The organism is Gardnerella sp. KA00288 (genome assembly GCF_049244085.1).
Classification (GTDB): domain Bacteria; phylum Actinomycetota; class Actinomycetes; order Actinomycetales; family Bifidobacteriaceae; genus Bifidobacterium; species Bifidobacterium greenwoodii.
In genome coordinates this window covers 726887-742024 of the sequence record NZ_CP058373.1, presented here as the reverse complement: position 1 = coordinate 742024, position 15138 = coordinate 726887, and the positions used below count along the sequence as shown (strand labels likewise).

14 protein-coding genes are annotated in these 15138 nt (G+C 42.0%); 11 read left to right on the top strand and 3 right to left on the bottom strand.

The window, feature by feature from the left end; genetic code table 11:
* Nucleotides 1-45 precede the first annotated feature (45 nt).
* The 11 genes from aspS (at nucleotide 46) to HXT52_RS02730 (ending at nucleotide 13394) form a co-directional block, all read left to right on the top strand.
* Nucleotides 46-1842 carry an aspartate--tRNA ligase gene (gene aspS, locus HXT52_RS02780; RefSeq protein WP_004135012.1) on the top strand — a complete coding sequence of 599 codons (1797 nt, stop codon included), beginning with the start codon at nucleotides 46-48 and terminating at the stop codon, nucleotides 1840-1842.
* 188 nt (nucleotides 1843-2030) lie between these two features.
* Nucleotides 2031-2801, top strand: coding sequence for an amino acid ABC transporter ATP-binding protein (locus tag HXT52_RS02775; RefSeq protein ID WP_102695167.1), 771 nt, complete (start codon nucleotides 2031-2033; stop codon nucleotides 2799-2801).
* Nucleotides 2802-2875: 74 nt separating this feature from the next.
* Nucleotides 2876-3709, top strand: a complete 834-nt coding sequence (locus tag HXT52_RS02770) for a glutamate ABC transporter substrate-binding protein (protein WP_246905870.1) — start codon at nucleotides 2876-2878, stop codon at nucleotides 3707-3709.
* Nucleotide 3710: 1 nt separating this feature from the next.
* The gene (locus tag HXT52_RS02765; RefSeq protein WP_116794028.1) at nucleotides 3711-4388 is read left to right on the top strand and encodes an ABC transporter permease subunit; all 678 of its coding nucleotides are present in this window, start codon (nucleotides 3711-3713) and stop codon (nucleotides 4386-4388) included.
* Between the two features lie 5 nt (nucleotides 4389-4393).
* Complete coding sequence (locus HXT52_RS02760) at nucleotides 4394-5545, top strand: amino acid ABC transporter permease (protein ID WP_421776153.1); 1152 nt, start codon at nucleotides 4394-4396, stop codon at nucleotides 5543-5545.
* A 131-nt stretch (nucleotides 5546-5676) separates the two neighbouring features.
* On the top strand, nucleotides 5677-7116 hold the full coding sequence (locus HXT52_RS02755) for a UTP--glucose-1-phosphate uridylyltransferase (protein WP_410296076.1): 1440 nt from the start codon (nucleotides 5677-5679) through the stop codon (nucleotides 7114-7116).
* Nucleotides 7117-7345: 229 nt separating this feature from the next.
* The gene (locus HXT52_RS02750) at nucleotides 7346-9268 is read left to right on the top strand and encodes a helix-turn-helix transcriptional regulator (protein WP_004135023.1); all 1923 of its coding nucleotides are present in this window, start codon (nucleotides 7346-7348) and stop codon (nucleotides 9266-9268) included.
* Nucleotide 9269: 1 nt separating this feature from the next.
* The gene (locus tag HXT52_RS02745; RefSeq protein ID WP_004135025.1) at nucleotides 9270-9608 is read left to right on the top strand and encodes a hypothetical protein; all 339 of its coding nucleotides are present in this window, start codon (nucleotides 9270-9272) and stop codon (nucleotides 9606-9608) included.
* A gap of 15 nt (nucleotides 9609-9623) precedes the next feature.
* On the top strand, nucleotides 9624-12257 hold the full coding sequence (locus tag HXT52_RS02740) for a DEAD/DEAH box helicase (protein WP_421776152.1): 2634 nt from the start codon (nucleotides 9624-9626) through the stop codon (nucleotides 12255-12257).
* A 62-nt stretch (nucleotides 12258-12319) separates the two neighbouring features.
* Nucleotides 12320-12667, top strand: a complete 348-nt coding sequence (locus HXT52_RS02735; RefSeq protein ID WP_004126876.1) for an RNA polymerase-binding protein RbpA — start codon at nucleotides 12320-12322, stop codon at nucleotides 12665-12667.
* Nucleotides 12668-12674: 7 nt separating this feature from the next.
* The gene (locus tag HXT52_RS02730) at nucleotides 12675-13394 is read left to right on the top strand and encodes an HAD hydrolase-like protein (protein WP_421776151.1); all 720 of its coding nucleotides are present in this window, start codon (nucleotides 12675-12677) and stop codon (nucleotides 13392-13394) included.
* A gap of 151 nt (nucleotides 13395-13545) precedes the next feature.
* Here the strand turns inward: HXT52_RS02730 and HXT52_RS02725 are convergent, their stop codons facing one another.
* The 3 genes from HXT52_RS02725 to HXT52_RS02715 form a co-directional block, all read right to left on the bottom strand.
* Nucleotides 13546-13998 (bottom strand): hypothetical protein, encoded by a 453-nt coding sequence (locus HXT52_RS02725; protein WP_421776150.1) that lies wholly within the window; start codon nucleotides 13996-13998, stop codon nucleotides 13546-13548.
* A gap of 68 nt (nucleotides 13999-14066) precedes the next feature.
* Entirely contained in the window at nucleotides 14067-14702 is a 636-nt protein-coding gene (locus tag HXT52_RS02720) for a MerR family transcriptional regulator (RefSeq protein ID WP_421776149.1), read from the bottom strand.
* Entirely contained in the window at nucleotides 14680-15120 is a 441-nt protein-coding gene (locus tag HXT52_RS02715; RefSeq protein WP_004137215.1) for an FHA domain-containing protein, read from the bottom strand. The genes HXT52_RS02720 and HXT52_RS02715 overlap by 23 nt, the downstream gene beginning before the upstream one ends.
* Nucleotides 15121-15138: the final 18 nt, after the last annotated feature.

Sequence of the window (15138 nt, the reverse complement as noted above, 5' to 3'; positions counted from 1 at the left end):
ACAAAAATGAATACACCATTATTAGAACGTAGAGGAAGTGGACTTATGAGCCAGACGGCGTATCGTACACATCATGCCGTTGAAGTGACTGAAGAATTAGTCGGGCAAAAAGTAACCATTGCTGGTTGGGTTGATCGTCGCCGTGATCACGGTGGCGTTGCCTTTGTTGATGTCCGTGATAACACAGGCTTGGTGCAGGTTGTTATTTATGATGAGGAAACTGCACGCCCGCTTAGAAGCGAGTTCGTTGTGCAGGTAACCGGCGAGGTTCGCTTGCGCCCAGACGGCAATGAGAACGACCACTTAGCAACAGGTAAAATTGAGATTGTTGCTCAAACTGTTACTATTCTCGCTAAATCCGACGCTCTTCCATTCCAGGTTTCTACAGCTTTGGAAAACGAGTCCGAAAACAAGCTTCCTAGCGAAGATGTTCGTTTGAAGTATCGCTACCTTGATTTGCGTCGCCCATCTATGCAGCGCAATCTAAAGCTTCGTTCCAACATGGCTAAGGCTGCTCGTCACGCTTTGGAAGATATGGACTTTACGGAAGTTGAAACACCAACCTTTATTAAGTCCACTCCAGAAGGTGCTCGAGACTTTGTTGTTCCAGCACGCTTGGTTCCAGGCTCTTGGTACGCACTTCCACAGTCTCCACAGCTCTTAAAGCAGTTGCTCATGGTTTCTGGCGTTGAACGCTACTATCAGCTTGCTCGCTGCTACCGTGATGAAGACTTCCGTGCTGATCGTCAGCCTGAGTTCACTCAGCTCGATATGGAAATGAGCTTTGCAAGTCAGGAAGACGTTATGGCTATGGCCGAGCGCGTTATTGCTGCTATTTGGAAGGAAGCAGGCCACGAAATCACTCTTCCTTTGCCTCGTATTACTTGGCAGGAAGCAATGGATAAGTATGGTTCCGATAAGCCAGATTTGCGTTTTGGAAACCCACTTATTGAGTTGACTGACTTCTTTAAGAACACTCCATTCCGCGTGTTCCAAGCTTCCTACGTTGGAGCTGTGCTGTTTAAGGGCGGTGCTGAAACTCCTCGTCGCCAGTTTGACGCATGGCAGGATTGGGCTAAGCAGCGTGGAGCTAAAGGTTTGGCTTACGTAGTCTTCGGCGAAGACGGCGAGCTTAAAGGCCCTGTTGCTAAGAATCTTAGCGAAGAAGAGCGCGCAGGACTTAAAGAAGCTGTTGGAGCAGAAGATGGCGACGCAGTATTCTTTGCAGCAGGCTCTCGTGAGTCTTCCCAGCTTTTGCTTGGCGCAGTTCGCGTAGAACTTGCAAGCCGCGCAGGATTGCTTCACCCAGATGAGTTTGCTTTTACTTGGGTTGTTGACTTCCCACTGTTTAAGCGCACTGATGATCCAGACGATGACGATGTTGCAGTCGGTCACTCCAAGTGGACTTCTATGCACCATCCGTTCACAATGCCATCTGCTGATTGGATTGATAAATTCGATAAAGATCCAGAGCATGCAATGAGCGATTCTTACGATATTGTGTGCAACGGTAATGAGATGGGCGGCGGCTCTGTTCGTATTCACCGCGACGATATTCAAGACCGCGTTCTTAACGTTCTTGGAATCGACAAGGCTGAAGCTGACGAAAAGTTCGGCTTCTTGCTTGAAGCTTTCAAGTACGGTGCTCCACCTCACGCTGGTATTGCTTTGGGCTGGGATCGTACTGCTGCAATTTTGGCAGGCGCAAGCTCAATTCGCGACGTAATCGCCTTCCCTAAGGCTGGCGGCGGTAGAGACCCTCTAACTGGCGCTCCAGCTCCAATTTCTGACGAACAGCGCGCAGAAACTGGCGTAGACTACGATCCAGAAGAAGACGAGTAAATAAAATCTACTCGTAACATATTGTTACAAAGCCGTTGATTGTTGATTTAATAATCCTCAATCAGCGGCTTTTTTGTAACCTAAGAGTAACAAAACGTAACGGTGGCGATAAATAACCGTAACACAGCTTAGCTAGACTTCTTTTTATGGATAAGCAAGTATCAAAGTCAGATCCAAACGCCGAGGATATGACTAATAGCACTTCTAAAGTGCTCAAAGCGGCAAATCCCCTTGTAGAATTAAGCCATGTCGAAAAGCATTTCGGAAAATTACATGTGCTTAAAGATATTAATCTCACTGTCAATAAGGGCGAAGTTCTCGTTATTATTGGCCCATCCGGTTCTGGAAAATCAACAATGTGCCGTACAATCAACCGTCTTGAAACAATTGATTCGGGAGATATTCGCATAGACAGCAAGCCACTTCCACAGGAAGGCAAAGAGCTTGCAGCCTTGCGCGCAGAAGTTGGAATGGTATTCCAGTCATTTAATCTTTTTGCAAACAAAACGATTCTTGAAAACGTCACTCTTGCACCAATGAAAGTTCGTCACATGGATCAGCAAAGCGCTGAAACTCTTGCCATGGAATTACTCACTAGAGTAGGCGTAGACAATCAGGCTAATAAAATGCCTTCGCAACTTTCAGGCGGACAGCAGCAGCGCGTAGCAATAGCTCGAGCGCTCGCAATGCAACCAAAAGTTATGCTTTTTGACGAACCAACTTCCGCACTCGACCCAGAAATGGTTAACGAAGTACTGGATGTTATGGTTGAGCTTGCAAAAGAAGGCATGACAATGATTTGTGTTACGCACGAAATGGGCTTTGCTCGTAAAGCTGCTGACAGAATTGTGTTTATGGCCGATGGTCAAATCCTCGAACAGGGTACTCCAGAAGAATTCTTCGAGCATCCAAAAACTGATCGAGCAAAAGATTTCCTTTCCAAGATTCTTACGCACTAATAGCGCTTTTTTCAATTTCGTTTTAGCTTAAACGCCAAAACATGCGAAAAACAGTTCTTATGAAGGGAAAAGATATGAAAATATTACATAATCGCATTTTTCGTGCGATACTAGCGATGCTTTGTACCGTATGCTGCGTTATGCCGCTTACAGCTTGCGATCGTAGCGATGGTAAAAAAGTAATACGCATTGGTATTAAATTCGATCAGCCTGGTATGGGTTTCAAAAAAGCAGGAACTTACGTTGGATTCGACGTTGACGTTGCTAAGTATGTTGCCAAAAAGCTCGGCTATTCAGAAGATCAAATCGTATGGAAAGAATCACCATCTAAGCAGCGTGAAACAATGCTTCAAAACGGTGATGTCGATATGATTGTTGCAACATATTCCATTACTGACGCTCGAAAGAAAATGGTTTCGTTCGCAGGACCTTACTTTATTGCCGGCCAAGATTTGCTAATTCGCAAAGGCGAGCATAAAGTAAATGGCCCGAACGATTTAGACGGTAAGCGTTTATGCTCAGTATCTGGTTCAACATCCGCAATAGTTGTTAAAGAAAAGTTCTCTTCAAAAGTACAACTTATGCAACAGCCAGGCTACGCGGAATGTGCAACTGCATTATTCTCAGGCATTGTGGATGCTGTAACTACCGACGATATTATTCTTGCTGGCCTAGCTACAGCTTCTAGAGGCCGTTTAAAGCTTGTTAGCAAGCCATTTACCGCAGAATATTACGGAATTGGCATCAAAAAAGGCAATACTAGCTTAGCTAAGAAAATTAACGCCGCATTAAAAGACATGATTCGTAACGGATCTTGGAAGCGAGCTCTAGACGATAATTTGCGCGGAACTGGTTTTAAGCCAAACGCAAAGTATAATCCGCCAATTCCTCAAGAGGGGGAGATGTAATATGCAAGATTTCGTGCAACTTTTTACATCCTACAATATTCCAGGAGCATTCTTGGTCAATATTGAAATCACCTTATGGAGTGTACTTTTTTCATCAATTATTGGCGTAATTCTTGTTACGATGCGTATTTGCCCTGTGGCTTCTTTGCGCATGGTTGCAACTGCCTACGTTGAGCTTTTTAAAAACATGCCTCTTACAATCATCATGGTTTTCATGGTGTTAGGCGTGTACGCTCAGCTTAAGCTTGGTTTCTCACCAATTTTTGAAGTGAATTTCTTCTGGCTTGCAATTGCTGGATTATCACTATATACGGCAGCGTTTGTGTGCGAATCTTTAAGATCCGGACTTAACACTGTTCCTGTTGGTCAAGCTGAAGCCTGCCGCGCTCTTGGATTAAACTTCTTCCAGTCGGCAACGCAAGTGATTTTGCCACAAACATTCTGCGGATCTGTAGCACCTTTGGGTAACACTTTTATTGCATTGCTTAAAAACTCTACAGTTGCTGCAGCAGCATCTGTTGCAACAGAAACTTCAACAATGATGAGCGAAATGATTGAGAAGCATGCGGATTTAATCGTACCAATCTTCTTAATATTCGCCTTAGGATACATCATCCTCATTATTCCTATTGGAATTTTGACAACGTATCTGTCTAACAAGCTTGCTGTAAGAAGGTGATAGTGATGGCTAAACAACGTGAACAATCATTATTATTTGACGCTCCGGGTCCTAAAGCTCTTAGGAAGATTCGAGTAGCAAATATTATTGCAGCCTGCGTGTTTGCTTTATTTGTTATTGCTGTACTAATGCGACTTAGCAATCCACCAGAAGGAGAAAACCAGCTTTCCTCGGTATTGTGGAATCCAGCTATTGAAACTGAAGCATGGGTTGATTTCTATCTTCCAGGATTATGGATGACTTTGAAAGCTTCTATGCTTGCTGTAGTAGGTTCCATAATATTTGGCTTATTCTTTGGATTGTGCCGTCTTTTACCTAATTTTATTATTCGTAGCATTTCTGCAGTAATAGTTGAGTTCTGCCGAGCTGTACCAGTATTAATGCTTATGATTTTCTTGTGGAGAGCGTTTGCACTTTCTGGCATGAAAGAGGCATCTTACTGGGCTGTAGTTCTTGCTTTGATTATGTACAACGGCTCCGTCGTTGCTGAGCTTGTTAGAGCAGGCGTTGGTAATCTGCCAAATGGACAGCGCGAAGCTTCGTTAGCATTAGGCTTAAGCGAATACCAATCTCTTACGCAAATCGAAATGCCACAGGCTATTATTGCTATGATGCCTGCTGCAGTAACTCAGCTTGTTGTTGTTTTGAAGGATACTGCACTTGGTTCGATTATTATGTACACTGATTTACTCCAGGAATCGCGTCGACTTGGATCAATGTACTTTAATATTTTGCAAACTTTAAGCGTGGCAGCAGTTATATACTTCCTGATTTGCCTTGCGCTATCTTGGTTTGCAGAATGGCTCCCAGCTCACTTGAAGAATCGCACTGCGGCTCCAACAGAGGCAGATCCTGTTGCACCAATTGCTATTATGGATCCTTCTAACGTGAACCAGATGGCTGTGGCTGACGAGGTTAAGGAATTGCCTTATGGTGGTACTCCTCGTAAGTATCACGTCCATCACCGTGGAACTAATGCTTCTATCCATCATTGGCGTAGAACTCGCTACATACAAGGCTATGATGAGCATCACTTAAAAACTGGCGACGAGACAGAAGAAAATCTTAAGAATGCTCAAAGCAATTTTGGCAACAAACCAAAAAATAAGCCAAAGGATAATCATAAAGATATTAAAAAAGATAATCCAAAAGCTTAGCTTGTAGCTAAAATTTGTAGCAAAATTTAGGAAGCGTAGTTAGTGACTTTAGTTGCTGACTACGCTTTTTGTAGCTAAACTATTAGGGTCATAAACTATTTATGGCCACATGCATACAAGGAGGCTAATACATGGATGGCGCGTTTGAATTGTCCGCTGCAAAGATGCGCGAACAAGGAATGAGCGAAATTGCTATTGAACAATTTGAGCACTTGTATAATGTTTGGAGCTTAAATAAATCTGGAGATAATTCAGGGGAGTTTATTCGTGAAAGCACAATTGAGCCTATTAAAAGCGTGCCAACTTTTCACGAAATTTACGAAACTATTGATCACGATAAAGCAGTAAACGCATTCGCAAAAACAGCGTTTATTAAACTGAACGGCGGCTTGGGAACTTCTATGGGATTGTCTTGCGCAAAATCTTTACTTCCAGTTCGCAGACATAAAGCTCGCCAAATGCGCTTTATTGATATTATTATCGGTCAGGTTCTTACAGCACGTCAGCGTTTAGGAGTTGAGCTTCCACTGATTTTTATGAACTCTTTCCGTACTTCTCACGATACTTTGCAAGTGTTAAAACGCAATCGTAAGTTTATTCAGGAAGATATTCCGGTTGAAATTATTCAGCATCAAGAGCCTAAACTTGTTGAAGAAACAGGAGAGCCGGTTTCTTACGAAAAAGATCATGGTCTTGAATGGTGTCCTCCTGGACATGGGGATATTTTTTCAACTCTGTGGGAATCTAAATTATTACAAGCTTTAAAAGAACACGGTATTGAGTATTTGTTTATCTCAAATTCCGACAACTTAGGCGCAAGACCTTCAAGAACACTTGCACAGCATTTTGAAAATACTGGCGCTCCAATCATGATTGAAGTGGCAAAACGAACCCAAGCTGATCGAAAAGGTGGGCATATTGTTCGAGATGCTCAAACTGGAAGATTAATGCTTCGCGAAATGACACAGGTTCATCCGGAAGATCGTAGAAGTGCGCAAAGCATTAAAAAGCATCCATATTTTAATACGAATAATATTTGGGTTCGTGTTGATGCGTTGCAAAAAAAGCTGGAAGAATATGATGGCGTTTTGCCTCTTCCTGTTATTTGCAACAGAAAAACAGTTGACCCAACTGACGAAACAAGCACTCCAGTAGTTCAATTAGAAACAGCAATGGGCGCTGTTGCATCGCTTTTTGACGAAGCGCTTTGCGTGGAAGTAGACCGCATGCGTTTCTTGCCTGTTAAAACCACGAATGACTTGTTTATTATGCGATCCGACAGATTCCATCTTACTGATTCTTACGAGATGGAAGATGGAAATTACATATTCCCGGATATTGACTTGGATCCACGCTATTACAAGAACATAAACGATTTTAACGAGAGATTCCCGTACTCCGTACCAGCTTTAGCTGCCGCAAAATCGGTTACTATTAGGGGAGATTGGACTTTTGGCAACCAGGTATCAATGTTTGCTGATGCATTATTAGAAGACACAGGTGAGCCAAGTTATGTTCCAAATGGAGAATTTGTTGGACCGCAAGGAATTGAGCCAGATTCATGGGTCTAGTATGGCGTGTCGCGAAAAAATGGCGTATTTTCAACGTTGTTTGTGTTTGTGTGAACAAAAAATATAGAATTATTGTAACTTTTTTCAAAAAATGTCCACACGTACCGCAAAACACCATTAAAATAGAAAAGGTTGTGTAATAGTGCAACGCAAATAAAACTGCATTTTGCAAGTTTTGCATGCACTTACACATAAGTAAACAGATTTCAAACATGATACGTGAGGACCAATGGTAGAAGGAAGCAACGGAAGGCGACGTTTTTCCGACAAATGGGGCAAACACGAGCTCGATGTGCTCGCTGTATTGTCTTCCGCATTCCCGCAATGGCTGACTTCGCGGCAAATTGCACAACGCGTTAAAGCATACGCAGATTCTTATGGCGAGCTTGCTGATCAAGCAGCAAAAGCAGCATTCGCAAAACAATTCCAGCGAGATCGCGCAAAACTAGCAGCCATGGGAATTGCAATCGAGTCTAGGCAGCCTGAATACTCATCGAAGTCCGAAGGCCAAGACTTTGCTTCGTATCGCTTACAATTAGGCGATGAGCCTCGCGTGCGTTTACGTTTTGACCAATCTGAATTGCCAGTGTTGGCAGCGGCAAATTATCTTGCTCGCTCAATGTCTATTTCTTCTCTAGAATCAGATCAGCATGAGCAACAGCGTGCTTCTCGCACAGCTCCACGAGTTCCTCAAACTCCTATTCCAGGATTAGGTTTGGATTCTATTGCGCCTGGTTTAGGCACTCAAATGCTTCCTGATTCTTTGGTGAAAGTTATTGATTCTCGTCGTTTTGCAGCAACAGTTGACGTTGACGGAGAACACTTAAACGTTGCTTATACTGATGCAGACGATTTAGCAATGTTTGTGCTCGAGCATCCAGGCTCAAGCGTTGTAAGCCCTCAAGAGGCAGTTGACGCTTTCCACCGTCGCTTGCACGCAGCAGTAAATTTTGCAGCATGCAACGAAAATAACAAACTTGATAGCGAAGAAAACAACGAAGCACCTTTGCAAAATTCTGAAGCGCAAGATGCTGAAGCAGATAAATCTCACACAAAGAAAGGCTCATCCTTCCAAACGGGCAGCGAAGTTGACCGTCGTTTGCGTTTGATGCTTTTCTTATCTGCTCACCTTGGCGAAGAATTCCCATTAAACGAACTAGCTGAGCGTTTTATTGGAAAGCCAAAGAATGAGGATGAGCTTCGTCGTTTCGTTACCATTCTTCACAAAGATATTAATACGCTTACTACTGTTTCCGACGATGGTGAAATGGCAGGCAGCCAATTCTTTGACATTGATTGGACTCTTCTTGAAAACGAGGGCATTGTTTCTGCAACAAACTCTTTGGGTTTGGAGCGTCTTGCCGGCATTTCTCAACAGTATTTGAGTATGCTAACTGCGTCTGCTAACTATTTGGCGCACTCTCTACTGTTACCAGTTGAGCAGCGAACGCAAGCTGAATCGTTGTATAAGCGTCTTCGTCGCCACGTGCTTCCAGGCCAAACTCCTTGGCTAAGCTTAACAGGCTACGAAATCGAGCCTCGCAATTGCTCGATTGTTCGTAGTGCTATCAATGCCTCCGCCTTGTTGGATATGGAGTACACCGATGGAGCTGGCTGTATTCGACGCAAAGTTGTGGCTCCTTCAAAAATTTATGTTGATGAAGGCGTTTACTACGTTGCTGTTTGGACTGATGTTGAGAATCAAACACCTGAAGATAAGCGCGAGTTTGTTTCTAAAGATACGACTATTAATAAAGCAAATGGCTTGCCTCGAATTTGGCAGGTACTTCGCGTAGCTAGAATCGAGCGTGCGGAAGTTGTTGAGCCTGTATCTAAGTTAGAAATTCCAGACGTTCCAGTTAGCGAACTTCGTAAGTGGAGTTTTGACAATGGTACTGAAACCTGCTTCACTACTGACGAAACAGAGCTTAATTTCTTAAAGAATTTATCTGGAGCTACTATTAAACCTTGCGGAAACGGAGTTGAGGTTCATCTTACGGTTTCTTCAGATTCTTGGTTCGTAGCATTCTGTATTGCTCACGCTCGCCACATTACTGCTGTTGCTCCAGAAACATTGCGCAGTATGATTATTGCCCGCGCACAGCGTGAATTAAGCGTTAATCACGCTGATAGCACGAACTCGGAGGAGTAATATGCCATGGTGGATTTGGCTAGTCATCACAGTGTTTATGCTGTGCATGATTGCCGCCGGAGTAGTGGTAGTTGTTTTAAGCGCAATAAAACTAGCCAAGGCTTTCTTTAACTTTACAGATAGTGCAGCCTCTAAGTTTGAAGCTTTGAACGAGTCCAATGAAAACGACGACGAGCCTAAAGATCCTCTTTTTACTCTGCCTATTCAAAAAGCTGCAGAGCGCTATGAGAAAACAAGAGAAAAAGTGCTTGAACGCCATCAAAAAATTCGCGAAAATCATCGTAAAATATGGCAGCACTGGGATGAAAAATCTCTTCGAGAAGAAGATATTAAACTATAAAGCTCATAAAACAATTTGAACAATAAAGATAGCGCGGGGCATATTTTGCATAATTCACAAACAGATAACTGCAAAGACGGTGACGTTTTATTGTCTCCTGCTCAACGTTTTGCTGCTTTTCGTGAAGTTATGAAGCATGAGCGTTCAATGGCCGCAGATTTTGAACGTTCTTTGCCTTTTGATTTAGACGATTTTCAGCGTGAAGCAATTGATGCGCTGGAAGCTGAAAACAATGTTCTAGTTGCTGCTCCTACAGGTGCTGGAAAAACTGTTGTTGCAGATTTTGCAGTATTTTTAGCTCAGCAGCGTAACGTAAAAGCTTTTTACACTACGCCAATAAAAGCTTTAAGTAATCAAAAATATCATGATTTTTGCGAACAATACGGTTCTAAAAATGTTGGTTTACTAACAGGAGACACATCTGTAAATCCTGAAGCAGATATTGTTGTTATGACCACTGAAGTTTTGCGCAATATGCTGTATGAAAACTCTATTACGCTTAATTCTCTTGGCTTTGTAATTCTTGACGAAATTCATTATCTTGCAGACAAATTCCGCGGAGCAGTTTGGGAAGAAGTTATTATTCACCTTCCTAAAACAGTGAAAATCATCGGTTTATCTGCAACTGTTTCTAATGTAGAAGATTTTTCCGCATGGCTTGAATCTGTGCGCGGAACAACACATTTGGTTGTAGATGAGCACAGGCCTGTACCTCTTGAAAGGCATGTTGTTATTCAAGAAGATGGCAGAACTGAGCCTGAATTATTGGATTTGTATGACCGCGATAATAACGGAAAAGAAACTAAACGCGTAAATCCTGCATTAACTAGGAAACTTAACGAATGGGAGCATCGTGCTCGTAGACGTCAGGATTCATACAGTGACAGCAAATACCGTTATAGAAAAGGCAAAAAGCGTATTGTTAGAAGGGGAGTAGCCGAGTCAGATAAATCTACTCGCCGACATACTCCTAAACGTTGGGCTGTTATTGACGAATTAGATTACTTAGGGATGCTTCCTGGAATTTACTTTATTTTTTCTCGCTCAGGATGCGATCAAGCTGTTCAGCAATGCTTGAATGCTGGATTAATTCTTACTTCCGATGATGAAATGTATGAAATTCGCAAAATCGTTGACAGCATGGTTGCAAATCAACTTTCAAAAGAAGACTTGCATGCGCTTTCTTTTGAAAGATTCAGATTTTCGCTTGAACAAGGTTTTGCAGCTCATCACGCTGGAATGATCGCATTATTTAGGCATATTGTTGAAACACTATTTGAACGCGGACTTATTAAAGTTGTTTTTGCAACAGAAACACTAGCTTTGGGCTTAAATATGCCTGCAAGAAGCGTTGTAGTAGAAAAGCTAGTAAAGTTTGATGGCACAGGTCATGTTCCTCTTACTCCAGGCGAATTTACACAGCTTACAGGCCGTGCTGGAAGGCGAGGAATTGACGATATTGGTCATGCTGTATTAGTCGATCATGCTGATTTTGTGCCAGCTCAAGCTGCAGCACTTTCCAGTAAGCGCGTGTATCCTTTACATTCAAGCTTCGTGCCAACGTTTAATATGGCTGTTAATTTGCTGCATTCAAGCGATGCGGATACTGCTCGTACAACTTTAGATTGCTCATTTGCACAGTGGGAAGCTAATGCTTCAGCTCAACGCTTACATAGTCGCATGAACGAGCTTGAAACAGCTCTTAGGGGATATGAGGAAGCTTTTCACTGTGAACAAGGGGATTTTGCTGAGTTTCTTCAGCTGCGCATGAAACTTAAAGAAGCTCAGCATGATCAGCGTCGTAAGCTTAAGCACACTTTATTTAAGACGGATGCTGAACGAAGTGCAGCTTTTAAGAAGCTAGATGACACTATTTCTCTGCTTCGCGAAGAAGAAAGAAAGCATCCTTGCGCTGCATGCCCAGATATTCAACAACATTTACGTTGGGGATACCATTGGATGCGCGAGCATAAGGAGCTTGAGCAAGTGCGTGAACGTTATGAATCTCGTACTGGCTCTGTTGCTCGCACTTTTGACCATATTTGCGATGTTCTTTACAGTTTAGATTATTTACAATCTTCTAAAGATAGTAACAAGCAAAATATTTTATGCCTTACTAATCGCGGGCAATTGTTGCGAAGACTATATAACGAACTAGATATTGTTTTTGCTGAAGCAATTTGCGAAGGAATTTTTAATAATCTTACGCCTATTGAATTATTATCATGCTTATCTGCTTTAGTGTACGAATCTAGGGGAGCTTCAGGCGGAGAGCCTAAAAGATACCCTGGTGGTCAAAATGGAGCGGTATTTACAACTGTTTCGCGCATGAAGGAACTATTTATTAGAACCAGCGCATTGTGCGCAAACGCCCATCTTCCAGCTTTAAGACCGCTTGAATTTGGTGCGGTTGATATTATGTACGATTGGGCTCAGGGAGCAGATTTAGCCGACATTTTGCAAAATACAGACAATACTGGCGGAGATTTTGTCCGTCAAGCAAAACGCCTTATTGATTTGCTTACCCAACTTTACGCAGCGGGAGAGTATTTACAAGCTATAAGCGGTGTAGATAAAAATCTTGCCTCTAACGCTCACGAGGCTGCATTACTTATGAACCGTGGCGTTGTAGCATATTCGGATGTTTAACATTTTTAACAGCTAGTCCGTGCAATTAGGTAGTTTTATAAAGTACTACATAAGGAGATACTATGGCAGAACGCAGTTTACGCGGTATGAGCATTGGTGCAAAATCTTTGGAATCTGACGATAATGTGGATTTTGCTGCACGCGAGGATGTGGCATATGTGTGCCCAAAGGGTCATCGCACAATACTTCCTTTTGCTCAAGGTGCTGATGTTCCTGAAGAATGGGAGTGCCGCTGCGGTTCGATTGCTCATCGCGAAGGCGAAGACGACCGTCCTGACGACGATTTTAACAAGCCGTCTCGCACACACTGGGATATGTTGCTTGAGCGCCGTAGTGAAGACGAATTAAAGACTTTACTAGATAAGCGTTTGAAAATGCATCACGAAGGCTGGATTCCTGACTATGAGTGATTGCTCGATGGACTCGAGAAAAATCTCACGAAATGTTGTGCTGTTAGATCTTGACGGCACTTTAACAAAGTCTGACGTAGGCATTATTACCTGCGCTAAGCTTGCTTTGAAAGAATTAGGCCAGCCTATTCCTGACGATGCTGAAATGCAACGTTTTATAGGACCGTCTATTTTAGAATCCTTCCAAAGAATTAAAGTTCCTGAAAATCTGCAGATGCAGGGTCTTGCTATTTATCGCAAATATTATTCTGAGATTGCCACATTTGACGATCCGAATATTCCTGGAAGCAAAATTCCAGGTTGCTTGCTCAACAAAGTATACGACGGTATTCCTGAGCAGCTTATTAAATTGCGCGAAGCAGGTTTTTATTTAGCAACCGCATCTTGCAAGCCTGAATATCAGATGAAACCTATTTGTGATTATTTTGGATTTAACAATCTTATTGACGGAATTTATGGCGCAAGTAGAGATATGTCGCGTACTACTAAAGCGCAAGTTATTCGCTACGTATTCAATCAAATAGGCTACGATGCGTCTCAAGGAGACAGAGCACTTATGGTTGGCGACCGTTGGACTGATGCTGACGGCGCAAAAGAATGCGGATTAGATTGCTTGGGATGCGCTTGGGGTTATGCTGAGCCTGGTGAGCTTAAAGCACACGGATCTTACAGGATTATTGACAACGTAAGCGAATTAAGCACAGCAGTATTAGAATATTTCGCTTAACTTATTCTTTAATAAGACTTTTGAGAGTATATTATTACCTGATATTTATCCGATAATGTACGTTATGTCAAATTAGATTAGAATACGCAAACTGAAGCAGTAAAAAAAAACATAAAAAGTAGTACTCATTTTTATATTTGCTTACTTACTTTTATGCGGCTACTTTTTTATTTTGTGATACTGCATACGCTGAATAACCAATCATTGCAGCTAAAGCAATAAAAGCACATAAAATACTACAAGTTTCAAATACAATAATCAACCATTTGTAAACTCTAAAATCAACAGTCTCTTTATCAATAAGATGATAAAAATTACAAACCTCGTTAATTATGAACGCTAAAATCATAACAGGCCATCCAGCTAAATAAACTGCAACAGCATTCCACGGAATCAACGGCATAGGCTCTGACGGCTTATATTTAGAAACATCTACGCCAATACTTTTAATATACTTTTTCTCTTCATATATCTTTTTGTTTCGACGAGAAAACGGTATAAGAAACATAATTTCGCTAACTAGGAAAATTAAAGAAGGAGCAAAACAAAAAACCATTACAACGCAAACTAAAACATTGCTAAGCATATTATTAGTAAAAAGCATCTATATCCTCCCTCTTAAAAAAGGCCACGCATAATAATTGCTACTCAATAATTGTAGACTAATACCTACTATCCCCACGTTTCTTGAACGAGATTCCAAGAACTATGCTTATTCAACGACGTTTTTGTAAGAGATGATTTTAAATTAGATTTAGATGCAGATTTGCCAGAAATTTTCTTGTTGTATTCTGTTTTAGTATTTTCAGAAGATGCTTCTAAAGCTAAATCATCTTCTACACGCGCCACAATACGCCCAACAGCAATAGCAAATACAGCGAAACCAGAAGCAAGCATACGACGCATATTTTCTTGATTATCATCACATTCTTGAACAGACTGTCCGTCGCAAATAATCGTCATATTGCGCAAACGATCCTCAGAATAACGATTGAGAAAAATAATAGCAGTCGTAACATTTACTAAATTTACGCCAGCATCAAGCAGCCTTTTAGCAACCGCCATAATCGCAATATCCTTAAAAGAATACAAACGACGAGAACCAGATCCATTAGATGCATGAATCGAAGGCTCTATAATGCTTTTACGCGCCCAATAATCTAACTGCCGGTAAGTAATACCAGCAACCTTCATAGCAACGCTACCACGATATCCTAGCTGATCAGATGATAGCGAAAAACCAAAAAGCTCCCCCTGGACAGCATAAGAAGAATTATCGGAAGAATTATCGGACTGTAACTGCGTCATGAGCGAAAAATACCAGTCGGAATTTACCAATCATGATTTCATCACCATTATGAAGCACAGCTTCATCCACTCTTTCACGATTTACGTAAGTTCCGTTCAAGCTTCCAGCATCAATAATGCTAAAGACGCCGTTAACGCGCTTAAACACTGCGTGAGAGCGAGAAACAGTTGAATCATCGAGCAAAATATCAGCATGTGAATCGCGACCAACTGACACCAAATCCTCGTCAAGAAGATAACGAGAACCGGACACCGCTCCCCTAGTTGAAATCAACAATGCGGTTCCAGGCAGCAATTTTGATATTGTGTCAAAATCATCCTGCTGCAAAGGACGATCCGAAGTAGTATTCATTGGAATATGAATAGCTGGCATACCAATAATAGTTGTTTCGCCAGCGGTAGGAATTGGTTCAGTCATACTTGCTATTCTACCTTG